The 22,794-nt window shown below is 63.0% G+C and carries 25 protein-coding genes; 9 read left to right on the top strand and 16 right to left on the bottom strand.

The features are described 5' to 3' along the window. The first annotated feature begins 122 nt into the window (after nt 1-122). The gene (locus AC0L26_RS17935) at nt 123-1,163 is read left to right on the top strand and encodes a sulfate/molybdate ABC transporter ATP-binding protein (protein WP_352936898.1); all 1,041 of its coding nucleotides are present in this window, start codon (nt 123-125) and stop codon (nt 1,161-1,163) included. A gap of 68 nt (nt 1,164-1,231) precedes the next feature. On the opposite strand, the gene AC0L26_RS17930 is transcribed toward AC0L26_RS17935, so the two are convergent. Both AC0L26_RS17930 and AC0L26_RS17925 read right to left on the bottom strand, forming a co-directional pair. Beyond that, entirely contained in the window at nt 1,232-1,708 is a 477-nt protein-coding gene (locus AC0L26_RS17930; protein ID WP_473633745.1) for a GNAT family N-acetyltransferase, read from the bottom strand. Further along, nucleotides 1,708-1,989, bottom strand: a complete 282-nt coding sequence (locus AC0L26_RS17925) for a type II toxin-antitoxin system TacA family antitoxin (RefSeq protein WP_352936900.1) — start codon at nt 1,987-1,989, stop codon at nt 1,708-1,710. The genes AC0L26_RS17930 and AC0L26_RS17925 overlap by 1 nt, the downstream gene beginning before the upstream one ends. A 264-nt stretch (nt 1,990-2,253) precedes the next feature. Between AC0L26_RS17925 and AC0L26_RS17920 the strand changes: the two genes are divergently transcribed. Further along, a complete protein-coding gene (locus AC0L26_RS17920; protein ID WP_473633744.1) occupies nt 2,254-3,240 on the top strand; it encodes a sulfate ABC transporter substrate-binding protein in 987 nt (328 codons plus the stop codon). A gap of 251 nt (nt 3,241-3,491) precedes the next feature. Next, a complete protein-coding gene (locus tag AC0L26_RS17915; RefSeq protein WP_006202816.1) occupies nt 3,492-3,941 on the top strand; it encodes an RrF2 family transcriptional regulator in 450 nt (149 codons plus the stop codon). Between the two features lie 33 nt (nt 3,942-3,974). Here the strand turns inward: AC0L26_RS17915 and AC0L26_RS17910 are convergent, their stop codons facing one another. From AC0L26_RS17910 to AC0L26_RS17865, 10 genes are all read right to left on the bottom strand, one after another. Next, the gene (locus AC0L26_RS17910; protein WP_473633743.1) at nt 3,975-4,502 is read right to left on the bottom strand and encodes a gluconokinase; all 528 of its coding nucleotides are present in this window, start codon (nt 4,500-4,502) and stop codon (nt 3,975-3,977) included. Nucleotides 4,503-4,531: 29 nt separating this feature from the next. Further along, nucleotides 4,532-5,518 (bottom strand): ABC transporter permease, encoded by a 987-nt coding sequence (locus AC0L26_RS17905; protein WP_473633742.1) that lies wholly within the window; start codon nt 5,516-5,518, stop codon nt 4,532-4,534. Continuing rightward, entirely contained in the window at nt 5,515-6,495 is a 981-nt protein-coding gene (locus tag AC0L26_RS17900) for an ABC transporter permease (RefSeq protein ID WP_473633741.1), read from the bottom strand. Before AC0L26_RS17900 ends, AC0L26_RS17905 begins: the two co-directional genes overlap by 4 nt. 13 nt (nt 6,496-6,508) lie before the next feature. Then, a complete protein-coding gene (locus AC0L26_RS17895) occupies nt 6,509-8,101 on the bottom strand; it encodes a sugar ABC transporter ATP-binding protein (protein ID WP_473633740.1) in 1,593 nt (530 codons plus the stop codon). Nucleotides 8,102-8,170: 69 nt separating this feature from the next. Next, entirely contained in the window at nt 8,171-9,295 is a 1,125-nt protein-coding gene (locus tag AC0L26_RS17890) for a sugar ABC transporter substrate-binding protein (RefSeq protein WP_473633739.1), read from the bottom strand. Between the two features lie 313 nt (nt 9,296-9,608). Beyond that, entirely contained in the window at nt 9,609-10,637 is a 1,029-nt protein-coding gene (gntR, locus tag AC0L26_RS17885) for an HTH-type transcriptional regulator GntR (RefSeq protein WP_473633738.1), read from the bottom strand. 242 nt (nt 10,638-10,879) lie between these two features. Continuing rightward, complete coding sequence (locus AC0L26_RS17880; protein ID WP_473633737.1) at nt 10,880-11,191, bottom strand: hypothetical protein; 312 nt, start codon at nt 11,189-11,191, stop codon at nt 10,880-10,882. 38 nt (nt 11,192-11,229) lie between these two features. Beyond that, a complete protein-coding gene (locus AC0L26_RS17875) occupies nt 11,230-11,640 on the bottom strand; it encodes an SRPBCC family protein (RefSeq protein WP_473633736.1) in 411 nt (136 codons plus the stop codon). Continuing rightward, on the bottom strand, nt 11,637-11,960 hold the full coding sequence (locus AC0L26_RS17870; RefSeq protein WP_473633735.1) for an ArsR/SmtB family transcription factor: 324 nt from the start codon (nt 11,958-11,960) through the stop codon (nt 11,637-11,639). The genes AC0L26_RS17875 and AC0L26_RS17870 overlap by 4 nt, the downstream gene beginning before the upstream one ends. 255 nt (nt 11,961-12,215) lie before the next feature. Continuing rightward, nucleotides 12,216-13,388 carry an MFS transporter gene (locus tag AC0L26_RS17865; protein ID WP_473633859.1) on the bottom strand — a complete coding sequence of 391 codons (1,173 nt, stop codon included), beginning with the start codon at nt 13,386-13,388 and terminating at the stop codon, nt 12,216-12,218. A gap of 238 nt (nt 13,389-13,626) precedes the next feature. Here AC0L26_RS17865 and AC0L26_RS17860 point away from each other — a divergent pair, with 238 nt between their 5' ends. Beyond that, nucleotides 13,627-13,914: a DUF3175 domain-containing protein gene (locus tag AC0L26_RS17860; protein ID WP_473633858.1), complete on the top strand. Its 288-nt coding sequence runs from the start codon at nt 13,627-13,629 to the stop codon at nt 13,912-13,914. A gap of 9 nt (nt 13,915-13,923) precedes the next feature. Here the strand turns inward: AC0L26_RS17860 and AC0L26_RS17855 are convergent, their stop codons facing one another. Together AC0L26_RS17855 and AC0L26_RS17850 are read right to left on the bottom strand one after the other, a co-directional pair. Continuing rightward, entirely contained in the window at nt 13,924-14,721 is a 798-nt protein-coding gene (locus AC0L26_RS17855) for a FadR/GntR family transcriptional regulator (protein WP_473633734.1), read from the bottom strand. Nucleotides 14,722-14,822: 101 nt separating this feature from the next. Then, a complete protein-coding gene (locus tag AC0L26_RS17850; RefSeq protein ID WP_473633733.1) occupies nt 14,823-15,719 on the bottom strand; it encodes an NAD-dependent epimerase/dehydratase family protein in 897 nt (298 codons plus the stop codon). Nucleotides 15,720-15,866: 147 nt separating this feature from the next. On the opposite strand from AC0L26_RS17850, the gene AC0L26_RS17845 reads away from it, so the two are divergent. Further along, nucleotides 15,867-16,805, top strand: a complete 939-nt coding sequence (locus AC0L26_RS17845; RefSeq protein ID WP_473633732.1) for an NAD(P)-dependent oxidoreductase — start codon at nt 15,867-15,869, stop codon at nt 16,803-16,805. A gap of 8 nt (nt 16,806-16,813) precedes the next feature. Here AC0L26_RS17845 and AC0L26_RS17840 read toward each other — a convergent pair whose 3' ends face one another. Then, on the bottom strand, nt 16,814-17,611 hold the full coding sequence (locus AC0L26_RS17840) for a FadR/GntR family transcriptional regulator (RefSeq protein WP_473633731.1): 798 nt from the start codon (nt 17,609-17,611) through the stop codon (nt 16,814-16,816). 134 nt (nt 17,612-17,745) lie between these two features. Further along, complete coding sequence (locus AC0L26_RS17835) at nt 17,746-18,735, bottom strand: sugar-binding protein (RefSeq protein ID WP_473633730.1); 990 nt, start codon at nt 18,733-18,735, stop codon at nt 17,746-17,748. Between the two features lie 432 nt (nt 18,736-19,167). On the opposite strand from AC0L26_RS17835, the gene AC0L26_RS17830 reads away from it, so the two are divergent. The 4 genes from AC0L26_RS17830 (at nt 19,168) to AC0L26_RS17815 (ending at nt 22,747) form a co-directional block, all read left to right on the top strand. After that, a complete protein-coding gene (locus AC0L26_RS17830) occupies nt 19,168-19,908 on the top strand; it encodes an ATP-binding cassette domain-containing protein (RefSeq protein ID WP_473633729.1) in 741 nt (246 codons plus the stop codon). A gap of 39 nt (nt 19,909-19,947) precedes the next feature. After that, nucleotides 19,948-20,946 carry an ABC transporter permease gene (locus AC0L26_RS17825; RefSeq protein WP_473633728.1) on the top strand — a complete coding sequence of 333 codons (999 nt, stop codon included), beginning with the start codon at nt 19,948-19,950 and terminating at the stop codon, nt 20,944-20,946. A 32-nt stretch (nt 20,947-20,978) separates the two neighbouring features. Continuing rightward, on the top strand, nt 20,979-21,746 hold the full coding sequence (locus tag AC0L26_RS17820; protein ID WP_473633727.1) for an SDR family oxidoreductase: 768 nt from the start codon (nt 20,979-20,981) through the stop codon (nt 21,744-21,746). Between the two features lie 173 nt (nt 21,747-21,919). After that, the gene (locus AC0L26_RS17815) at nt 21,920-22,747 is read left to right on the top strand and encodes an AraC family transcriptional regulator (protein WP_473633726.1); all 828 of its coding nucleotides are present in this window, start codon (nt 21,920-21,922) and stop codon (nt 22,745-22,747) included. Nucleotides 22,748-22,794: the final 47 nt, after the last annotated feature.

The raw sequence follows: 22,794 nt of genomic DNA, 5'->3' as shown, positions 1-22,794 counted from the left end.
GCATGTCGCCCCAAAGTGCGTAGCGATTTTGGGCGACATGCATAAACAAAGATTTTGATGTCGCCCAAAAGCGCGTAGCGGTTTTGGGATAACGACATGCATCGACAACAAAGGGACGGTTGATGGAAGTTCGCGTTGCCAACGTGCGCAAGGAGTTTGAGCGGTTTCCGGCCCTCCATGACGTTTCGCTCGACATCAAGTCCGGTGAACTGATCGCCCTGCTCGGGCCTTCCGGTTCCGGCAAGACGACGCTGCTCAGGCTGATCGCCGGGCTGGAGCGGCCGACGAGGGGAAAGATCTTCTTCGGTGAGGAGGACGCGTCGCACAAGTCGATCCAGGAGCGCAATGTCGGCTTCGTCTTCCAGCATTATGCGCTGTTTCGCCATATGACGGTCGCCGACAATATCGGCTTCGGCCTCAAGGTCCGGCACGGGCCGACACGTCCGTCGGCGCAGGAAATCCGCCGCCGCGCCTCCGAGCTTCTCGACCTCGTCCAGCTTTCCGGCTTGGAAAAGCGCTATCCGGCGCAGCTTTCGGGCGGCCAGCGCCAGCGTGTGGCGCTTGCCCGCGCCATGGCGATCGAACCGGCCGTGCTTTTGCTGGACGAGCCGTTCGGCGCGCTCGATGCCCAGGTCCGCCGCGAGTTGCGCCGCTGGCTGCGCGACATCCACGACGCCACCGGCCACACCACGGTCTTCGTCACCCATGACCAGGAAGAAGCGCTGGAGCTTGCCGACCGCGTCGTGGTGATGAGCCAGGGCAGCATCGAGCAGGTCGGCACCGCCGATGAAATCTACGACACGCCGAACTCGCCCTTCGTCTACGGCTTCATCGGTGAATCGAGCTCACTTCCCGTCAAGGTCGAGGACGGCCAGGTCTGGATCGCCGATCGCCCGATCGGCCTCTCCGCGCCACAGGCGCCGCAGGGCGAAGCGACGCTGTTCTTCCGCCCGCACGATGTCGAACTGGTGGACGAATGCAATGGCTGCATCGCCGGCACGGTCGCCGCCAGCCGCCGCGTCGCCGGCACCAGACGCGTGGAACTCGAAATCGGCGGCGAACGCCAGCGGGTCGAGATCGAGCTACCCGTCGACCATCCGGCGGCGCAGAAAAGCCGGGTGGCGTTCAGGCCGCGGCGCTGGAAACTTTTTCCAGCTGCTTAGCCACAAGGCGATGGCGAATCCATGCTGGTGACAGCCGCCCTTTCATACTGAGCGACACCGGGTATCTTTCAACGCGCCTTTAGCGAGAGCACCAGGGTCATCGGATTCTTTGGGGAAGCCGCAAAGCCGTAGTGCTCATAGAAGGCTTTCGCTTCAGCCGATATGGCATGAACAAAAACGCCGCGAATCCCGAGGATCATCGCGGCGTGACCGGCGCGCAGAACGGCGTCTTGTAAGAGTGCTGCGCCTAGCCCCTTCCCTTGCCAGCTTGCGTCCACGGCGAGACGCCCGAGCACAGCCATAGGAACGGGATCCGGCATGTTGCGGCGAATGGCGCCTGGCGCTTCCGCAAGATCAAGCCCACCCGAGGACAGACAGTAGTAGCCGACAACGCGCACGCCTTCCGTTACTACATAAGTGCGGGAGGCGCCGCTGACCTGGTTGGCCCGCGCCCTGCGACGAAGCCATTGATCCAGGCTCTCGGTCCCGCTTTGGAATAGTTCGAGATCATGATTGTCGGTAAGAGGCGTAGGCGCCGACAGCATCAACCCTGCCAAGGCTTGGGCGCATTCATAAGCCGTGCATAACCTTCACCGCTCGGTGGTTCGTCGAGGATTTCGAGATAATGCTGGTAGCTCTCGGGATCCACCTTGATCAGCGCTTGGTCGAGCAGCGTGTCTTCGGCCGCGCGGTAAGCGGCGTCGATCATAAAATCGGAGCGGGTTTTCCCGCGTATTTTCGCAGCGCGGTCAATCAGAATGCGCACATCCTCTCGGATGCGCAGATTGACAGGCTTTGCGCGGGTTTCATGTGTGGTCTTTGTCATGGAGGACTCCTCTTTCCCACCATAGCACTCCGCATACACAATGTGTATCTATTTCGTTTTACCTCCTAGGAAGGTGACTGGAAAGCACCTGCGGCATGGCGAGAAATTGACTCTTCTTGGAAGAAAATCCTAGCAATGGGCTGTTTCGGCAACGCTTTTTCTCACTGCAACGCCATAGATCCGGCCTGCATGCCTCGTCTCGCCGGGCATCGCTCGATTATCCTGCAGCATTCAACAAACGGCGTTTTCAAGGAGCCTGTTTTCATGAAGCGATTTTTGCTTGGCGTCGCCACATTGGCCGGCCTGTTCCTCGCATCCTCCCAAGCCTGGTCGGCCGACAAGCTGCTGAACGCGTCCTACGATGTCGGCCGCGAATTGTTTGCGCAGGTCAACAAGGCCTTCAGCGCTGGGCACCCCGGCGTCACTATCGATCAGTCGCATGCCGGAACGTCGGCGCAGGCGCGTGCCATCGCCGAGGGTCTCGGCGCCGATGTCGTCACCTTCAACCAGGTACTCGACATCGACTTCCTGGTCTCGAAGGGTCTTGTGTCCGCCGACTGGCAGAAGGATTTTCCCGACAACGCCTCGCCTTTCTATTCGCTGCCGTCCTTCCTGGTGCGCGCCGGCAATCCGAAAAACATCAAGGATTGGAACGATCTCGTGCGCGACGACGTGCAGGTGATCTTCCCCAATCCGAAAACATCGGGCAATGCGCGCTACACCTATCTCGCGGCCACCGCCTACGCCAAGGAAGCCTTCAAGGGCGACGATGCCAAGGTGAAGGAATTCGTCACCAAGCTCTTCAACAACGTGCCGATCTTCGACAGCGGCGGACGCGCCGCCACCACCACCTTCGTGCAGCGCGAGATCGGCGACGTGCTGATCACCTTCGAGTCGGAAACCCGCGGTATCAGCAGGGAATATGGCGAGGACAAGTTCGAGCAGGTGACGCCTTCGGTCAGCCTTTTGGCAGAATTTCCGGTGGCAATCGTCGACACGATCGCCGACGAACACGGCACACGCGAGCTGGCCAAGACCTATCTCGACTTCCTCTATACGCCGGAGGGCCAGGACATCGCCGCCCGCAACGGCCTGCGGGCCCGCGACCCGGCGGTCGCCGCCAAATACAAGGCTGAGTTTCCCGACGTCCGCCTGCTGACGGTGGAAGACGTCTTCGGCGGCTGGACCAAGGTCCAGACCGAGCATTTCGCCGCGGGCGGACTGCTCGACCAGACCTATGGCAGTCGCTGAACGAGCGATCTTCAAACCTGAAGCGAAAGCCGGCTTTTGCCGGCTTTCTTCGTTTTTCCGCTCCGCAAAGCTGATTTCCCGCTTTCCGCGCGCCTGCCGTCCAAAACGTCACGAAGAATCAACGTGTTTGTGCCTACTGTTCCTTCAGACGGCTTGTTCGCGAAACTGCATAGCACGACCAAAACGTCATGATTTGCACACAAACAACCGCCAGACGCGGGCGGTTGGGGTTTTCATGAACTGACTCGGGCATGCTTACCAAAAAAGGCAAATACGGCCTCAAGGCCCTCGTGCATCTGTCCGGCCTGCCGGTCGGCCAGCTCGCATTCGTCAACGACATTGCGGTCGCCAACAACATCCCGAAGAAATTCCTGGATGCCATTCTGGGCGAATTGCGCAATGCCGGCTTCGTCCAGAGCCGCAAGGGCAAGGAAGGCGGCTATCGCCTCGCCCGGCCGGCCTCCGAGATCAAGATCGGCCATGTCGTGCGTGTCCTCGACGGGCCGCTGGCGCCGATCCCTTGCGCCAGTCGCACGCAATATCAGCGCTGCGAGGATTGCGACGAGGCGACATGCCAGGTCCGGCACATGATGCTGGAAGTGCGCCAGGCGATCGCCGAGGTGCTGGACAATCGCAGCCTCGCCGCCATGCGCGATGCCGACAATGACGATTTTCCGGTCGAGCTGACGTCGCAGATCTGATCGGGCGTCCTGAAGCGGGATCCGCGAGACCGTTCATGAATTCGCTTCGAACAGGCCCGCGGCATCGGCGACAATGTCGGCGACCGGACGCCTCGCATCGAGCGTCAAAGCCCGCTCGTCCGCTGCCGGCGCTTCGAGCGTCGCGAACTGACTGTCGACCAGGCTTGCCGGCATGAAATGGCCCCGGCGGGAGCCGACGCGCTGCTTTGCCGTCGCGGGATCGATTTCCAGATAGAGGAAAACGATGTCCTGGCAAAAGCCGCGCAGGCGCTCGCGGTAGCTGCGCTTCAGCGCCGAGCAGGCGGCGACGACGCCCTGCCCCTCGCCGACCGATCCCGCGATGCGCCGGCCGATCGCGTCAAGCCAGCCTTCCCGCAATGCGTCGGTCAGCGGCTCGCCGCGCGCCATGCGCGCGACGTTTTCGGGCGGATGCAGCCTGTCGCCCTCGATGAAGGTGGCGCCTAACGCTGCGGCCAGCGCTTCGCCGACCGCCGACTTGCCGCAACCGGCGACGCCCATCACCACGACCGCCGGTGCGGACCGAACGGGACCCCTGTGCATTTGTGCTGCCTTTTCGTCCACAATGCGGGTCAGCGGCTGGCCGGCGCGCGGCCGTAAAGCAGGAGCATGGCAACGATGACGACGCCATAGATGATCTGCCGCCCCGCCTCAGGCATCTGCATGACCGAAAGAATGGATTGCAGGAGCGTGATCAGGATGACGCCGGCGACCGTGCCGAGATAGGAGCCGCGCCCGCCGAGGATCGAGGTGCCGCCAAGCACGACCGCTGCGATCGACGGCAGGAGATAGGCATCGCCCATCGACTGTGCCGCCTTGGAAGCATAGCCGGCCAGAAGCACGCCGCCGAAGGCCGAGAGCCCGCCGGACACGGCGAACGCGATCATTACGACACGCCGCGTATCGATGCCGGAGAGGTAGGCGGCACGTTCGCGGTTGCCGATGCCGTAGACGGTGCGGCCGAAGCCGGTGCGGGTCAGCACGAAAACCGTCGCGGCACCGATCAGCGCCCAGATGACGACCGCGTTGGGCACGCCCGGAATGGCAAAGCCGGTCGCCAGATAGCGCATCGCCCGAGTCGCCGAATCCTGCGGCGAGAAGCCGCCCGTATAGACCACCATCAGCCCTTGCGCGACGGCATTGGTGGCGAGCGTGATAATCATCGAGGGAATGCGCAGATAGGCGACGCCGATGCCGTTGACGATGCCGATCGCGACACCGCAGAAAATGCCGAACGGGATAGCCAGCGCCACGCCGACCGGGCCGTATGCGGCCGCCGCGCAGGCCATCATCGCACCTGCCGCCACCGACCACGGTACCGACAGGTCGATCTGGCCGAGCAGGATGACCAGCATCATGCCGGTGGCGATGACGCCGAGAAACGAGGCCACTTTGAGCTGCTGCAGCAGATAGTCCGGCGACAGGAAGCTGCGTGAGTAGAGACTGCCGACAAACAACAGCAGCACGATGCAGGCAAAGGCGGTCAGCACCGCCGGATCGGCGCGGCGAAGGAATTTCGGCATGCGGCCGGCGATGCCGTTGGCGGTCGTTTCGCTCACAGGAACCACTCCAAGCGGTTGCGGACCCTGAACAGGGCGAAGGCGCCGAGGCTGACCGCGATCAGCAGGATGACGCCCTGGAACAGCGGCTGCCATAGCGGATCGAAATCGAAAACGAAGAGCAGGTCGCCGATGGTGCGGAAGGCGAGCGCACCGAAGATCGCGCCGATGGCACTGCCCTTGCCGCCGAACAGCGAGACGCCGCCAAGCACCACAGCGGCGATGGAAAACAGCGTATAGGCATTGCCGCTGGCATAGGCCGCCTCGCCCGTATAGGTGAAGAAGGTCAGGAACAATCCGCCGATCGCGGCCAGCAAGCCGGCCAGCGCATAAGCGGCGAATTTGCCGCGGCGGATCGGCACGCCGGACATGTAGGCCGCCATCTCCGACGATCCCGCGGCATAGGCGGCGCGGCCGAGCACCGAGCTGCTGAACGGCACCCAGACGACAAGTACGACGGCCAGCAGCACCACCAGGCTCGCTGGCACCACGCCGAACAGCCGCCCGGTCAGCGCGTCGGCGAGACCCTCGTTGACCGAACCGCCCGGAAACGGTCTCAAAAGCAGCGCGATGCCGAAATAGACCGCGCCCGTCGCGATGGTAGTCACGATCGGCTGCAGCCGTCCGTAGATGACGATGGCGCCGTTGATCGCGCCGCAAAGCAGCCCGGCGCCAAGCACCGCGACGACGCCGAAGGCGGTCTCGATGCCGGTGCCGACGACCAGCCATGAGGCCAGGCAGTTGGTCAGCAGAAAGATCATGCCGACGGATAGGTCGATGCCGGCTGTGATCACCACCAGCGTCTGCGCCATGGCGACGAAGGCGAGCAGCACGCCCTTGTTCGAGGCCGTCTGCACGACATTGGCGGTAAAGCCCGCCGGATGGTTCGAGGTGTAGATCGTAAACATCACGATGAAGATGCCGAACGCCAGCAGCGTTCCGCGTTGTTCGGCAAGCCAGTAGCGCCAATCTTTCACGCTATGATCCCTTTCACGCGTCCGCTCCTCGGGCTGGCGTCTTCGCCATGCCTCGGGCTGGCGTCTTCGCCATGCCGCCAACAGCCATCTCTTCGCCATGGATGTTGAGCGCGCTTGATATCAGCGCCCGCTCGGTGATCTCGGCGCCGACCAGCTCGCGCTTGACCGCCCCGTCATAGAGCACCAGCACCCGGTCGCAGCAGCCGATCAGCTCGTCATAGTCGGTGGAGTAAAACAGGATCGCCGCCCCCTGGTCGGCAAGCTTGCGCATCAGCTGATAGAGTTCCTGCTTGGTGCCGACATCGATGCCCCGCGTCGGGTCGTTGAGCAGGATGATGCGCGGCCGTCGCATCAGCCATTTGGCGATGACGACCTTCTGCTGGTTGCCGCCCGACAGCGCACCGACCGGAATGTCGAGGCCGGCCGTCTTGATCGCCAGCAGAGCGACCATGTCGTCGATCAGCCGCTGCTCGGCAACGCGATCGATGATGCCGGCCCTGGACAGCCGGTCGAGCGCGGCGAAGGAGAGGTTTTCGCGTACCGTCATCGGCAGCATCAGGCCTTCCGTCTTGCGATCCTCCGGGATCAGCGCCATGCCGATCCGATCATCGCGCGCCTTGGCTGGGCTGGCGATCGCCACTGGCTTGCCATCGATCAATATCTGGCCGGAAAGGCCGCGCAGCACGCCGAAGAAGGCGAGCAGCAATTCACGCTGCCCCTGGCCGTCGAGACCGCCGAGACCGACGACCTCGCCTGCCCCGACCGTCAGCGAGACATTGTCCAACCGATCGGTCCAGGACAGTTTTCGCGCCTCTAGAACGGGCGCGGCGGTGGCCGGCGCGCGCACCGGCTTTGGCGGAAAGATGTGGCTGTATTCGCGGCCGATCATCAGCTCGACGACTTCATTGTCGCTCTTCGTGCCTGCCGCATAACTGGCGACATTGCGGCCGTTGCGGAACACCGTGCACTGGTCGGCAAGCTCGGCGATCTCGTTCATGCGATGCGAGATGTAGAGCAGCGCCAGCCCTTCCGAGCGCAGCCGCTTCAAGACGCCGAATATCTTGGCGACGTCGGCCGCGGTGAGCGCCGAGGTCGCCTCGTCGAGGATCAGGATTCGCGGCTTCCTGGCAAGCGCCTTGGCGATCTCGACCATCTGCCTTCTTGAAAGAGGAAGATCCTTGACCAGCGCCAGCGGGTGGATGTCGGCGGCGCCCGCGCGCGCCAGCGCCTCCTCCGCGATGCGTCGCTGCGCCTTGCGGTCGATCATGCCGAAGCGCTTGGGCGGATCGGAAATGACGATGTTGTCGGCAACGCTGAGTTCGGGGACGAGCGACAGTTCCTGGAAGATGCAGACGATGCCGGCCTGGTTGGCCGCGGCCGGCGACGCGAAGGTCACCTCGCTTCCATCCAGCGTCATGCGACCTTCGTCAGGCGCGACGACGCCGGCCATGACCTTGATCAGCGTCGACTTACCGGCGCCGTTTTCGCCGAGGATGGCGTGAATGCTGCCTGACGTAACGGAAAGCTCGGCCTTTTCCAGCGCCCGCACACCGCCATAGCGCTTGGATATGCCTTCCATCCGGAAGAGCGGAACCGCACCGTCCATCGGCCCCTCCCAAGGCGCTTGTTTTCGGGACCGGCGCCGCAGGATTAGCCTGCGGCGCCAGCGATCAGCCTATTGGTTTTCCTTGCTCTGACCCATGATTTCCTGCGCGGTGAAATTGATGCCGCAGGTCGGGAAAGAATTGCCGACGAAGAAATTGTCGGACTGGTCGGGGAAATAGTCCTCGCCTTCCTTGAAGTTCGGATCCTCGACGATCGCCAGCGGCAGCTTCACCGCCTGCGGAACGACCTGGCCTTCGAGCGCGGCAATCGCCGTCTTGATGGCGACCGCGACCTGGGCGGGACCGGTTCCGGCCGACGAGCATTTCAGCCCGTCAGCGGCAAACTTGGCGCAGAATTTGCGAAAGCCATTCTCCGTTTCGCCGCCGAACGGCACGAACGGATGCTTGGCATCGATCATCGCCTGGACGATGCCGGTGTCGCCGCCCTGGCCGGTGACGCCGTCGAAGGGACCGTTGGTGGCGATCGCGTCGGCCGAAGCCTTTTGCGCCACACCATCGTCCCATTTGCCGATGACTTCGGTGACCTCCCACTTCTTGCCCGAAGCATCGAAGACCTCATGGATGCCATTGTGGCGGTCGGTATCGACCGACGTGCCGGCAACGCCGCGCACTTCGAGGATCTTGCCACCATTGGGAATATGCTTGATCAGCCAGTTGCCCCACAATTCGCCGAGGCCCTTCTGGTCGACATTGACGTTGATGGCGTCCTTGGTGTCGAGGATGTTGTCGAATGCGACCAGCACGACGCCGGCTTCCTTGGCGCGCTTGATAACCGGCCCGAAAGCTGTCGGATTCTGCGCGTTGACAACGATCGCGTCATAGCCGGAATCGATGAAGTTGTTGATCGCCGAAATCTGCGCCGGCACGTCTTCGCCGGTCGAAACGACCTTGAATTCCTTCAGTTTCGCCGCGACCTCCGGCTGCGCTGCATAGGCCTTCGCCGTCTGCACCATCTGGATGCGCCACGTATTGGCGATATAGCCATTGGCGAGCGCGATGCGGTATGGGCCTTCTTTCTTGGGGAACTTGAAGAACTGCGTGTCGGCGGCCCATGGCGCAAAGCAGTCCGGCTCGGCGGACGGGCCAGTGACGATTTCAGGCTCGGCGAGCGCCGACGAGCTCAGCATGACGAATGCAGTGGCGGCAACGATGCCGCCAACGAGCGACTTGATCATCGATATTCCTCCCAGTTGCAGTTTTGCCAGTTGCAGTTTGTGATTGTTTCTTACGCGTCTCGCGCGTTTGGCCCGGCACCTCCAGCCTTGCCCCTCGCGCATTTCAGGTGGCCGAATGCCGACCCGATCTCCTCCCTTGCCGCACGGCAACCGAAGTAAAAACTATCATATTATACATAATAAACAAGCATGAGCTGTCGCTTATATATAATAAACAGACTTCGGTCTTTGCCGCGAGTTTTGCCCAGAAGCAGATGGTAGCGCTACCATGACGTAGTGTAAAGCGGCATTTCGCAATGCCTGCAAAGTGCCTTCAGCGGGCCGTGCTCTCGCGGCGCTTGAGTTCGAAGCCGAGGTCGACGACCGGCTCTTGCGGCCGCTTGCCTGCAATCGCCGCGAGCGCCATGGCAACCGACCGCCGGCCGATCTCGTAACGAGGCGTCCGGATGCTGGTGACCGACGGAAAGGCCACTTCCATCATATCGAGATCGTTGAAGCCGGTGATGCCGATCGTCTTCGGCACGGCGATCGAGGCGCGATGGCACTCGAACAGCACGCCGAGCGCGATGTCGTCATTGTTGCAGAAAACCCCGTCGAGCGTCGGCACCTTGGCCAGCGCGTCGCGGAACAATTCGCGCCCGAGCGTCACGCTGGACGGCACCGGCGTGGTGGTGATCAGCCGCGCATCGAACAGACCGGCCGCTTCCATCGCCGCGCGATAGCCGGCCAGGCGCCGCTGCGAGCGCGGGTCCATACGCGCGCCGATGAAGCCGATGCGGCGATAGCCCATTTCGATCATGTGCTCCGTCGCCGCCTTGCCGCCGTCGAAATGCGAGAAGCCGACCATCATGTCGACTGGATCAGGCCCGGTCTCCATGACCTGCACCACAGGGCAGCCGGCCGTCTCGAGCAGTCTTCGCGACGTCGGCGTCTGGTCGATGCCCGCCACGATCAGCGCTGCCGGGCGCTGGGGGCCGAACACCTGCAGCAGCCGTTCCTCCTCGAGGCCGGAATAATGCGTGTTGCCGAGCTGGATGCGGTAGGAGCTGTCGGACAGGCTGTCATAGATGCCGCGCAACACTTCGGCAAAGACGCTGTTGGTGAGCGACGGCACCAGCACGCCAAAGACCTCGGCGCGCGCCGAAGCCAGCGCTCGCGCATTCGGGTCGGGCAGATAGCCGAGCTCATCGACGGCCGCCTGGATCTGGCGGCGCAGATCCTCCGAAACGCGCTCCGGCTCGCGCAAGGCGCGGGAGACGGTGATGGCGCCGACACCTGCCTTGCGCGCGACATCGGCGATGGTCGGACGGCCGCCGCCGCGGCGCGAGCGCGGTTTGGTCACAGCCTTGTCCCGAACGCGGCGCCTTCGCCGAAGCGCGGCCGCGAAATGCTATTCAGCGTCTTTGCCACTGTCGCCATGCCAACCCATGCTTACCAGAGATTATGGCTGCCGCACCCGTCTGGCGTCGCGCAGCCTTACCCCATTGTCAAGCGGACGGGCCAGGATGGCTACCTGAGCTCGGGTGGTGATTCAATTTCGGCTGTGGATGGATTCGCGGGCGTCTTGTCCGTCATGTCACGCTTCTACGCCGTGCGTCGTCCGCTGCGCCACCTGCCGGCATAGGGCAACGCGAACAGGTACAGACCGCTGAGCATGAACAAGGCGAGCGGGATCAACGGCATCAGGTATACCCAGGAGGCGGGCTCCACACCTACGCCCAAGGTGATGAAGATGGCGGCGACGACCGCCGTAAAAATGATCGATAGCCAGCGGTGGAATTGTCGAATCCAAATATTCCAGTTCATGAGGACCTCCTCTGAAGACGAGCTGAAGCGGATCGGGCGACCCGCTTGGCGGCGGCCTTGCTTGATTTTGATGGACGTCTTGCTGGGCATCGCGTTCACCCGCGGATGCCTGTTGATGCCGGCACGCCTTACTCGATTCGCGCCAGAACCTGCTCCAGGTTCGCAAAGAACCGCTGCCACCCGTATTGGGCCCCCTGGTAGTACTGCTGCTGATCCGGCCGGAAGCCCAACTGCTCCATACGTAGATGGGTCCCGGTGCTAGTCGGGGTGAGCGTCCATGTGACGACACTCCTGAGATCCTTGGTGTCCCAGCTGTAGGACAGGGTCTTGTAGGGCTCGACTGCCTGGACCTGGCAGTCGACCGCCCCCCAGTCCGCGCTAAGATTGAAACGGTGACCCTCGTCTGGCTTGAAATCGTTCTTCATCAGCCACTCCTCGATCAGGTGCGATTGCGTAAGCGCGCGCCAGATCTTTTCCGGGGGAAAAGCGACCTCCCGTTCGACAATTACGGAGCGCGTTTCGGTCGCAGTATTGGTCATTGGTCCATCCTTTTGAGCAGATCTTCGAGGTCGTTGAACCGGCTTTGCCAAAACCCGTTCATTTGGCTTGTCCAGTCGATCAGCGGCGCCAAGGCGCCCAGCTCCGCGCTATAGTGCGTGTTGCGGCCTTCGTGGCGGTCGCGCACCAACCCGGCCTGCTTCAGCACCCCAAGATGCTTTGACACGGCCGGCTGCGAGACCCCGGCCCGAGCCGTCAGGGCTGCGACCGTCTGGTCTCCGTCGCGGCACAGTCGCTCGAAGATGGCCCGTCGCGTCGGATCGGCAAGCGTTCTGAAAAGGATTTCGTGGGGCTGCGGCATCGCAATCGATAACTCACTGGCTATTGATCAATCCAATAACCGCCGAGATATGGGTAAGTCAAGCAGGGTGTGGCCGGAACAATCATCCGTGTCGCAGGAGCCACGATCCGTTGCTAAATGACGGCAGATATGCTAGCTATCTAGGCATGGTGATGATTCGCGCCAGCAACCCGCCTTTGAGGCGGGTTTTTTGTACGCGGTGCTAACCGGCTCTGCCGTCGACAGGCACGGCAGGTCTTGGATCCGTACTCCGCTTCAGGCCATTGCGGCGGCGCTGCGCCGTGCCTTCCACAGCAGCAGCACCATGGCCGCTATGTTCAGCAGGTTCCAGGCGATGCCGTTGAGGAACGCCGCGGCATAGGAACCGGTCAGATCGTAGATCCAGCCCGACATCCAGCCGCCGATCGCCATGCCGAAGATCGTCGCCATGATGACGATGCCGACGCGCTGGCCGGCCTCTCTGGCCGGCATGTATTCCCGCACGATGATGGCATAGCAAGGCACGATGCCGCCTTGCGACAGGCCGAAGACCAGCGAGACGATGTAGAGCGACGCAAGCCCGTCGAACGGGACATAGAAAAACAGCGACAGGCATTGCAGCACCGAGCCGATCAGCAGGGTTTTCACGCCGCCGATGCGATCGGCAAGGAAGCCGGATGCCAGCCGGCTAACGACGCCCGCCGCCATCATGATCGACAGCATGTCGGCGCCCCGCGCAACGCCATAGCCGAGGTCCATGCAATAGGCGACGATATGGACCTGAGGCATCGACATCGCCACGCAGCAGCTAAGGCCGGCGACGACGAGCAGCACCTGCAGGGCTGCTGGCGACAGCGATATCGGCTGGACGGGCCGGCTACCGGGTGAACCGGGAGCGGCGGCGCGTGGTGCGCCGCGCCTGAGCAGCAGGGTCAGCGGCACCATGGTTGCAAGGCAGACGACGCCGATCGCGGCATAGGTGAAACGCCAGCCTTCGCTCTGCATGACATAGGGCATGACCGTGGGCCAGATCGCCCCGGCGAGATAGCTGCCGGCGGCGGCGGCCGACACCGCAACGCCGCGCCGGCGGTTGAACCAGTGCGAGATGTCGGCGATCAGTGGCCCGAAGATCGCCGAGGTGCCGACGCCGATCAATAGCCCCTGGACAACAGTGAACTGCAGCACCGAGGTGGTCAGCGACGCCAGCAGGAAACCAGCACCGAGCGCCACCGAGGCCATAAGCGCCGGGATCCAGTAGCCGATGCGGTCGATGGCGCGACCGACCACGACATTGCCGACGGCGAAGCCGACCATGGTCGCGGTGTAGGGCATCGACGCGGCGGCGCGATCGACGCCGAATTCCGCCTGAACGGCGGGCAGCACCACGACCACCGCCCACATGCCGACGCCGCCGATCGTCGACAGCAGCATCGAGATGCCGAGCCGCATCCAGGCATAGGCGCTGTCGATGCCGGGGCTGCTTGCCTGGCTGGAGACGGTTGTGATCAAGGCGTTTCCTGTCCGCGGTTCTGCAGAATCGACCGGTTCGACACCACTAACGGCAGATTGGCGGCGCCGTGCAGCGCCACATCACGCAAATCCGTGGCTCCAGGGATTTGAGCTGCAGTGGAACAGCGGCCGCCGTCCCGGAGTTTTGCGTCAACGCACCAACGGAAGGAGTTTTATCATGACCGCGAAAAGGAAATGGTCGGCCGAGGTGACCGAGCACAGCGATGCGCTGGACCTTGAGGAGCACGTCTTCGAATCCCACGATCCCAAGAAGATCGCGGCCTCGCTCAAGCGATCGGCCGAGCACAGCGACCGGCGCAAGGCCGAGCCGTTCCAGTCCGCCATGTCGATGCTGAATTTCTACATCAACCGTGCCGGCAAGAACCTGCCAGCAAAGCAGAAGAAAGTGCTGGAGGACGCCAAGGACGAACTGCGCGCCGCGTTTGGGCGCCCGAAAGAAGACTAGAGGATCGGCCTATCTCGACTTGATGACGCCGTCGGTGTTGGCCAACAGCTTGCGGACCGCGTTGCGCGCCGCATCCGGCCGCTGCAGGCGGATGCACTTCTCGATCGCCTCGTGCAGCTTCTGCGCATGCTGCAAATCGTCCAGCTCCCGCGTCGTATAGGCGAACAGATGATCGAAAGCCGATTCGATCAGCACGCCGAGCGGCACCAGGAGATCGTTGCCCGACGCCCGCAGGATGGCCAGATGAAAACGCGTGTCGGCGCGGGTGCGCTCCTGCAGCGTCGTCGCCTCCCCCATCTCCCGGCAGGCCTGGCTGATCTCGGCCATCTGCTCGTCTGTACGGCGCATCGCGGCAAAGGCGGTCGCTTCGGGCTCGATGATGTGGCGGAACTCCTGCACCGTTTTCAGGAACACCTCGCGGTCGGGCGATGTCGCGTACCAGGCCAGCACGTCGCGATCGAGCAGGTTCCAGCGCTCCCTCGGCTCGACCCAACTGCCGATCTTCGGACGCGAGGCGAGCAGGCTCTTGGCCATCAGCATCTTGATCGCCTCGCGCACCGCCGAGCGGCTGACGTCGAAGGTCTCCGACCATTTGGCTTCGTTGGGGAGGATGGTTCCCGGCGGATAGTCGCCGCGCACGATCCTGAGGCCGATCTCATTGGCCAGCGACGCATGCACGCTCGATCCAGGCATGCGCGCCGCGTCGGCACGGCGAACGCCGGCCTGGGCATGGCGAACGGTGGTCGGGCGCTCGGCGAGTGCCGCCTTGGCCGGTGTTTTTCCCTTATTCGGCTTGCCGTCCCGCATGTGCTCACAAAGTCCGGATTCCGAAGACTGTCAAGCACGGGAAAAGACCCCGGGTTGGAAACCCGGCCGTCGGGCACAGATCAGCCAGGAACGATGCCCTGTCAGGCCGTCTTGACGTATTTCCGCCAGCTATGCTCCGGACGAAAACCGAGCACGTCCCGCGCCTTGCGGTTGGAAAGCAGCGTCTCGTATTCGCCAAGTTCGCCCTTGACCGGCACGTCAGGATAAAACCGCCTCAAGAGTTCGGCCGTCGGCAGGTCGGACGAAGTGTCGTCATTGGCGGCGTTGAACACCTGATAGCCGAGCCCGTCCTTCTCGATAGCGCGCAACGTGATCTGGCCGAGATCGCGCGCGTCGATGTAGCTCCAGGCGATGCGCTTGCGGAAACCCGGATCGGCGAACCATTTCGGAAACAGCGAATATTCGTGCGGCTCGATGACGTTGCCGATGCGCAAAGCATAGATGTCGATGCCGCTCCGCAGCGCGAAGGCGCGCGCGGTCTTCTCGTTGACGATCTTGGACAGCGCATAACTGTCCATCGGATCGACATCGTAGTCTTCGTCGAGCGGGAAATGCGTCGGGTCGCGCGGCTCGTTGGCGAAGACCAGGCCGTAAGTTGTCTCGCTGGAAGCGATCACCACCTTGGGGATGCCGAGCTTCACCGCCGCCTCGATGACATTGTAGGTGCCAAGCGCGTTGATGCGGAACACCTCGTTGTCGGGCGTGATCATGATGCGCGGGATGGCCGCGAAGTGCACCACGGCATCGACCGGCTGCGCGCGCAGCGACGGGTCGAACTCATGCAGGCCCATATAGCTCGACAGCGCGTTGAACACCTGCCCGCTGTCGGTGATGTCGGTGATCAGCGTGCGCGCCTTGGGATTGTCGAGCGGCTTGGTATCGATGTTGAGCACCTGGCAGCCTTGCTCGACCAGATACTGCACGACATGACGCCCGGCCTTGCCGCTGCCGCCGGTGAACATGATCCGCTTCGTCATTTTGCTCTCCTTGGAATTCATGTGTATTGTCAGACAATACTGAACTCTGCAATCGCCTACCACCGCCTGCGGCAAAAACCCGCTTCAACTATTCGCCGGCCAAAGCGCAGCACCGTCATCGATACCAGCAACACAGGACGACACGACATGAATACGACTGCCGCGAGCGAAAAGATCGGCTTCATCGGACTTGGTTTGATGGGGCACGGAATTGCTAAGAACATCGTCGACAAGGGCTATTCCCTGACATTTCTCGGCCGCAAAAACCGCGCTCCGGCGGAAGACCTGCTCGGCCGTGGCGCGAAGGAAGCGGCAACCTCACGCGACGTGGCAGTGGCGTCCGATATCGTCTTCATCTGCGTCACCGGCTCGCGCGAGGTCGAAGCCATCATCCGCGGTCCCGGCGGCCTCAAGGAGGGCCTGAAGAAGGGCTCGGTTGTCGTCGATTGTTCGACCTCGGATCCGACCTCGACCGTAGCGCTTGCAGCCGAACTCAAGGCACTCGGCGTCGACTATGTCGATGCCCCGCTCAGCCGCACGCCGAAGGAGGCGTGGGAAGGCACACTCGATGCCATGGTCGGCGCGCCCGACGCGGTCTTTGCCCGGCTGAAGCCGGTGCTCGACACCTGGGCCGGGCGCATCGTCCATATCGGCGACACCGGCGACGGCCACCGCATGAAGCTGCTCAACAATTTCATCTCGCTGGGTTATGCGGCGATCTATTCCGAGGCGCTGGCGTTGGCGCAGAAGGTCGGCATCTCGCCGCCGCGCTTCGACAGCGTCATCCGTAACGGCCGCATGGATTGCGGCTTTTACCAGACCTTCATGCGCTGGACGCTGGAAGGCGACCGCGACGCGCACAAATTCACCATCGCCAACGCCTTGAAGGACCTCACCTATCTCGAATCGATGGCGGGTGCTGCCGGTATCGCCAACCCGCTCGGCAATGCCACAAAGAACGCCTTCGCCGGCGCCTTCGCAACCGGGCCCGCCCATCAATATGTGCCGATGCTGGCGACGCATATCGGCAAGATCAACGGCGTCGACCTGACGCCGAGCAAGGACGGCAAGCGGCAAGAGGTTTAAGGGCCGCTTTAGCGCCGCGACCGTCCGATAACGTCATCGGTGTTGGCGAGCAGTCTGTGCACTGCGCTGCGGGCTGCAGCCGGCCGCTGGAGGCGGATGTTCTTCTCGATGGCCTCATGCAGCGCCTGCGCCCGAGGCTGGTCACTGGTTTCGCGCGTGACGAAAACGAAGAGGTGGTCGAGCGCCGATTCGATCAGCACGCCGAGCGGTACCAGGAGATCATTGCCCGAGGCTCGCAGGATGGCCAGATGAAAACGGGTATCGGCGCGGGTGCGCTCCGGCAGCGTCACCGCCTCCCCCATCTCCCGGCAGGCCCGGCTGATCTCGGCCATCTGCTCGTCGCTACGCCGGATCGCGGCAAAGGCGCTGGCTTCCGGCTCGATGATGTGGCGGAACTCCTGGACGGTGCGCAGGAACATTTCGCGATCGGGGGCCGTCGCGTACCAGGCCAGCACGTCGCGATCGAGCAGATTCCAGCGCTCCTTCGGCTCGACCCAGCTGCCGATCTTCGGGCGTGAGGCGAGCAGGCTCTTGGCCATCAGCATCTTGATCGCCTCGCGCACGGCCGAGCGGCTGACGTCGAAGGTCTCCGACCATTTGGCTTCGTTGGGCAGGATGGTTCCCGGCGGATAGTCGCCGCGCACGATCCGAAGACCGATCTCGTTGGCCAGCGACGCATGCACGCTCGATCCGGGGATCAGCGCCGCGTCGGCGCGGCGAGCGCCGGCCGGCCGGGCGACCCGTGCCTTGATCTTGGCCCGTTCCTTGACCGTGGTAAGTCGCTTTTTCGGTCTTGCGTCCGGCATCCACGTTCCCCGGTGCAGGCTGAGCTCAAGGCGCGGCAAAGCAGGAGCGGCTCGCCCCGGCAATGTCGCCTCGCACGTTTCATGAACCGGCGTGACGGGGCGCCCGTCGATCGGACGCCCCGAAAACTGCGAACCTACTTCTGGATGCAGGTGTCGACCGTATCTTTGGTGCACTCGTCGAGACCGGTGAAGACCGGATCGGCGACGGGCTTGCCTTCGACCAGGTCGATCATCACCGAGGGCGCCTTGTAGCCCATCTCGAACGGCCGTTGGCCGACCAGCGCGGTCACCAGACCCTCCTTGGCAATGGCCACTTCATCACCGATCGTATCGGCGGCGCCGATGACGAACTCGTTCTTGGCGATTTTCTCGGCCATCGGCTTGAACAGGTCGCGATAGGGCTGCGGCGCACCGAACAGCGGCCAGCCGCCCATGATGCCGAAGGCGTCGAGATCGGGATTGGCGGCGAGGATATCGGTCATCGCCTGCACGCCCTTGGCGCCGTCATCATTGGTGAACACCGGGCAGCCGGCAACCTCGGTCCAGCCGCCCTCGCCGGCGAGCGCCGGAAGATCCTTCTGGCCTGTAAGTGCGTCGCGCATGCCCTGGGCGCGGCGCAGGATGTTGTCGGCCGCCGGATTGCCTTGGATGGTGCAGATCTTGCCGCCATCTGGCTTGCCCTTCTTGATATACTCGCCGATCTTGTATCCCATCAGGTAGTTGTCGGTGCCGAGATAGGTCTTGCGCAGCCCCGCATCTTCCTTGGTGAGGTCGGCGTCGAGCGTCATGATCGGGATCGATGGATTGGCGCTTTTGATCGTCTGCGCGATCAGCGGCGCGTTGGACGGCGAAATGGCCATCGCCACTGTATCGGGCTTGCTCAGCATGTCCTGAACGATCTGGGCTTCGCCAGCCTCGTCCGAGGTCGATGCCGGCCCGGTGTAGAAGCACTCATACTCCGAGCTGGCATTTTCCTTGTTCCATTTCTGGCAGCCCTGGTTGATGGCCTCGAAGAACGGATTGTCGAGCCCCTTCACCACGATGACGAGCTGTTTCTTGGCCAAAGCCGGCCCGGCGCCCAACGCCATGACGGCGACGGCGGCGAGCAATAGTGATTTCCTCATGTCAGTCCTCCCTTGAAACAGACGGACACGGCGTGCCCGCCACACAGACCAGCCCGGATCAAGCGATGACAGAGGTTCGTTTCGCGAGCGCTCGTGTCGTCAAGCCGGGCCGATAAGCATTTCCAGATGCGGTCGCAGACCAGCGCGATACGGACGCTGCCAGATCCTCGACCGATAAACCTCCACCTACTCCGCCCGGCGAGCCGGAACAGGAGATCGGCATAATCTCCTCCGGCGCTTAGCTAATATCGGCTTGCGACGAACGTCAATTGCTATTTGTCCTACAAAACGGATTTTTCGAAAGAAGCCGCTGTTGACGCCAAGGGGGCATGTGCGTAAATGGGCGAAAGCGCTGTTTCCGGGAGGGGCTGGGAAAGAGCGAGGCCGCGGACAGAACCGCAGGCCGCAAAAGCACGGGGAGGAAGCAGTCTGGTGGCGGTTCTCGAACTCACCAATATCTCGAAACATTTCGGCGCCATCCAGGCGGTCAACGACGTTTCGCTGTCGATCGAGGCCGGACAGGTGGTCGGCCTGATGGGCGACAACGGCGCCGGCAAGTCGACGCTGGTCAAGATGATTGCCGGCAATTTCCCCCCGAGCCACGGCACGATGCAGATGGACGGCAAGGAGCTGATCCTGCACAAGCCGGTGGAGGCGCGCCAGCACGGCATCGAGATCGTCCATCAGGACCTGGCGCTGTGCAACAATCTGACGGCCGCCGCCAATGTTTATCTCGGACGCGAGCTGCGCCGCGGGATCGGCCCGTTTCGCATCCTCGACTACGCCGCGATGTACAAGCGCGCCGGCCAGATCTTTGCCGAGCTGAAATCCGAGACCCGCCCGCGCGACCTGGTCAAGCAGATGTCGGGCGGCCAGCGGCAAGCGGTGGCGATCGCCCGCACCATGCTTTCGCAAGCCAAGATCGTGCTGATGGACGAGCCGACGGCGGCGATCTCGGTCCGGCAGGTCGCCGAGGTGCTGAACCTGATCCGCCATCTACGCGACCAGGGCATTGCGGTCGTGCTGATCAGTCACCGCATGCCAGACGTCTTTGACGTTGCCGACCGCGTCATCGTCATGCGGCGCGGCCGCAAGGTCGCCGACAAGACGATCGCGTCGAGCTCGCCCGAGGAAGTCACCGGGCTCATTACCGGCGCTATCGAACAGGTTTGATGTCAGCGGGTTCCACACGCAAGCAAATAAAGGTCGACGATGGCAGTAACTCTTGACCAGACGATCGCGCAGAAACAGCACACTTTGCTGAGCAGGGTGTTTGCCAGCCAGACCTTCTGGGTGGTGATCGCGGTCATCCTCGCCTGTCTGTTCCTGTCCGTGGCCACGGATTCCTTCGCCACGACCAAGAACCTCTACAACATCACCCGCAACGTCACCTTCGTCGCCATCGTCGCGCTCGGAATGACCTTCGTCATCATCACTGGCGGCATCGACCTGTCGGTCGGCTCGGTGCTTTGCCTGTGCTCGATGGTGCTGGCCGTCACCATGCATGCCGGCTACGGCATCGAGATCGGCATCGCCGCTGCGATCGCGACAGCGCTGATTATCGGCGCCTTCAACGGCATTTTGATCGCCTATCTCGGCTTTCCGCCCTTCGTGGTGACGCTCGGAATGCTGTCGATCGCCCGCAGCCTCGCCATGGTCGCCTCCAACAACACCGTCGTCTTCCAATTCGGACCGGATCACGACAAGCTTCTGGCGTTGGGCGGTGGCGCCTGGGTGTTCGGCATCGCCAATCCGGTGCTCTACACCATCCTGCTGGCGCTGATCACCGGCTTCGTCCTGCGCTGGACGAAATTCGGCCGGCACATCTTCGCCATAGGCGGCAACGAGCATGCGGCGACGCTGACCGGCGTTCCGGTGCGCCAGATCAAGGTCGCGGTCTACATGATCTCGGCGCTGGCAGCGGGCGTTGCCGGTATCGTCCAGACCGGCTGGCTCGGCGCCGTCACCACCAATCTCGGCAACGGCATGGAGCTTCAGGTTATCGCCGCCACCGTCATCGGCGGCGCCAATTTGGCGGGCGGCATGGGTACGGCCTTTGGCGCCGTCGTCGGCGCAGCGCTGATCGAGGTGATCCGCAACAGTCTCGGCCTGCTCGGCATCAATGCGTTCTGGCAAGGTACCTTCATTGGCGGCGCCATTCTGATGGCGGTCCTGTTCGATCGGCTACGCAATTTCAGGCGCAACGAATAGGACCATGATCCCGAACCGAAGGAGGCAACCCGGTGACGAAATCGTTGTTCAGCCTCGACGGGCGGCTGGTGCTGATCACCGGTTCCGGCCAGGGCATCGGCTTTGCCCTGGCGCGCGGCTTTGCCGAACATGGCGCGAGCGTGGTGCTGAACGGCCGCGATCCGGACAAGGTGGCTGGTGCGGTGGCAAGGCTGGTCGACGCCGGCTTCAAGGCGCATGCCTCGATCTTCGACGTGACCGATTTTCATGCGGTCGATGAAGACATTGCCCGGATCGAGGCCGAGATCGACGCCATCGACATCCTCGTCAACAATGCCGGCGTGCAGTTCCGCGCCCCGCTCGAGGATTTTCCCGAGGATCAGTGGGAGCGTCTGTTCAGGACGAACGTCTCGGGCGCCTTCCACGCCGGCAAGGCGATGGCCCGGCACATGATCCCGCGCGGCAAGGGCAAGATCATCAACATCGGCTCGGTGCAGAGCGAGCTCGCCAGAACCGGCATTGCCCCCTACACCGCGACCAAGGGCGCGATCAGGAATCTGACCCGGGGCATGTGCGCCGACTGGGCGAAACATGGCCTGCAGATCAATGCGATAGCACCCGGCTATTTCCGCACCGAGATGAACCAGGCGTTGGTCGACAATCCCGAGTTTTCCGCCTGGCTGGAGAAGCGCACGCCGGCCGGGCGCTGGGGCAATGTCGACGAGTTGATCGGCGCCGCGGTCTTCCTGGCGTCGGATGCATCGTCCTTTGTCAATGGCCACACGCTTTATGTCGACGGCGGCTTGACCGCGTCGGTGTAGCCATACCAGCCTGGAAACATTCACCTTCTTCCTATCGCTCAGTCTGAAAATCGGCCGGCGCGGTCCATGGCGGGCGCCAGGCGTGCGCATGTGCCTTGACGCGGACATGAAGCCCGCCGCACTATCTCCATTGCAGGCGAAGGGAGGCCAGTCGCCTGCGGGAGGATATACCCATGACGGAAGCGATCAGGCTCTACTGGGGCCGGTTCGGACATGTTTCTGTCCTGAACGTCGCCAGCGACTTCGTCACCCATGCCCATGTCGAGGCGCATATCATCATCTGGCTGGAAGGCACGGCCGGCGAGATGACCATCGGTCGCGAGACGGTGCGGCTTGGACCCGGCACCGCTGCCGGCATCAATTCCTTCCAGCCGCACAGCCACGCTTTGTCCCGCGATGGCCGGCCCGGCCTGTTCCTCGCCTTTTACATCGATCCGGATTGGGCGCGACGGCGCCGCGATCTGCCATCCGCTGCGCCACTGTTCTCGACGCCGGCGATCGTGCTTGAGCCATGGCTGCACAAGGCGGCGGCCAACCTTCTCGACCATCTCAGCGACAATGAGAGCATCGACGACATCGCGAACTACGAGATCGAGCGTTTTATCGACAGCGTGCTCGACGCTGCCGACGCCTCGGCCCCCCCGGTGACGCGCGCCCGCGTCCATACCATGCAGGACTTCCGCGTCCGCAAGGCGATCCAGCTGATGAAGGCCAATGTCTGCGAGCGCATCTGCTTCGACGACGTTGCGCGCAGCGTCGGCCTGTCGCGGCCGCATTTCTTCGCGCTGTTCAAGGAACAGACCAATCTGACGCCCAACGTCTACTGGAACACGCTGCGCATGGAGGAAGCGGTGCGGCAGTTGCAATGGTCGCAGGAGCCGCTGATCTCTGTCGCCTGCAATCTAGGCTTCACCACGCAGGGCAATTTCTCGCGCTTCTTCCGCGACCATGTCGGCGTTCCGCCGACGCTCTATCGCGAGGCGGCGCGGGGGATTTCCTGAACCATTTCAGACTGCCCGACCGCTCGGCGGGGCGTTTTTCAGACTAT

The sequence above is a fragment of the Mesorhizobium sp. WSM4823 genome, assembly GCF_055811195.1.
This window is presented reverse-complemented; position numbering and strand designations above follow the sequence as displayed.

Coding starts and splice junctions, on each gene's coding strand:
- AC0L26_RS17855 (WP_473633734.1), bottom strand. CDS start 14,721: ATGCGGGACGGCAAGCCGAATAAGGGAAAAACACCGGCCAAGGCGGCA.
- AC0L26_RS17865 (WP_473633859.1), bottom strand. CDS start 13,388: ATGCGGCTCGGCATCTCGATGCTGCTGTCGACGATCGGCGGCGTCGGC.
- AC0L26_RS17915 (WP_006202816.1), top strand. CDS start 3,492: ATGCTTACCAAAAAAGGCAAATACGGCCTCAAGGCCCTCGTGCATCTG.
- AC0L26_RS17815 (WP_473633726.1), top strand. CDS start 21,920: ATGACGGAAGCGATCAGGCTCTACTGGGGCCGGTTCGGACATGTTTCT.
- AC0L26_RS17840 (WP_473633731.1), bottom strand. CDS start 17,611: ATGCCGGACGCAAGACCGAAAAAGCGACTTACCACGGTCAAGGAACGG.
- AC0L26_RS17880 (WP_473633737.1), bottom strand. CDS start 11,191: ATGCCCAGCAAGACGTCCATCAAAATCAAGCAAGGCCGCCGCCAAGCG.
- AC0L26_RS17925 (WP_352936900.1), bottom strand. CDS start 1,989: ATGACAAAGACCACACATGAAACCCGCGCAAAGCCTGTCAATCTGCGC.
- AC0L26_RS17835 (WP_473633730.1), bottom strand. CDS start 18,735: ATGAGGAAATCACTATTGCTCGCCGCCGTCGCCGTCATGGCGTTGGGC.
- AC0L26_RS17860 (WP_473633858.1), top strand. CDS start 13,627: ATGACCGCGAAAAGGAAATGGTCGGCCGAGGTGACCGAGCACAGCGAT.
- AC0L26_RS17825 (WP_473633728.1), top strand. CDS start 19,948: ATGGCAGTAACTCTTGACCAGACGATCGCGCAGAAACAGCACACTTTG.
- AC0L26_RS17845 (WP_473633732.1), top strand. CDS start 15,867: ATGAATACGACTGCCGCGAGCGAAAAGATCGGCTTCATCGGACTTGGT.
- AC0L26_RS17920 (WP_473633744.1), top strand. CDS start 2,254: ATGAAGCGATTTTTGCTTGGCGTCGCCACATTGGCCGGCCTGTTCCTC.
- AC0L26_RS17850 (WP_473633733.1), bottom strand. CDS start 15,719: ATGACGAAGCGGATCATGTTCACCGGCGGCAGCGGCAAGGCCGGGCGT.
- AC0L26_RS17895 (WP_473633740.1), bottom strand. CDS start 8,101: ATGGACGGTGCGGTTCCGCTCTTCCGGATGGAAGGCATATCCAAGCGC.
- AC0L26_RS17875 (WP_473633736.1), bottom strand. CDS start 11,640: ATGACCAATACTGCGACCGAAACGCGCTCCGTAATTGTCGAACGGGAG.
- AC0L26_RS17910 (WP_473633743.1), bottom strand. CDS start 4,502: ATGCACAGGGGTCCCGTTCGGTCCGCACCGGCGGTCGTGGTGATGGGC.
- AC0L26_RS17935 (WP_352936898.1), top strand. CDS start 123: ATGGAAGTTCGCGTTGCCAACGTGCGCAAGGAGTTTGAGCGGTTTCCG.
- AC0L26_RS17890 (WP_473633739.1), bottom strand. CDS start 9,295: ATGATCAAGTCGCTCGTTGGCGGCATCGTTGCCGCCACTGCATTCGTC.
- AC0L26_RS17870 (WP_473633735.1), bottom strand. CDS start 11,960: ATGCCGCAGCCCCACGAAATCCTTTTCAGAACGCTTGCCGATCCGACG.
- AC0L26_RS17930 (WP_473633745.1), bottom strand. CDS start 1,708: ATGCTGTCGGCGCCTACGCCTCTTACCGACAATCATGATCTCGAACTA.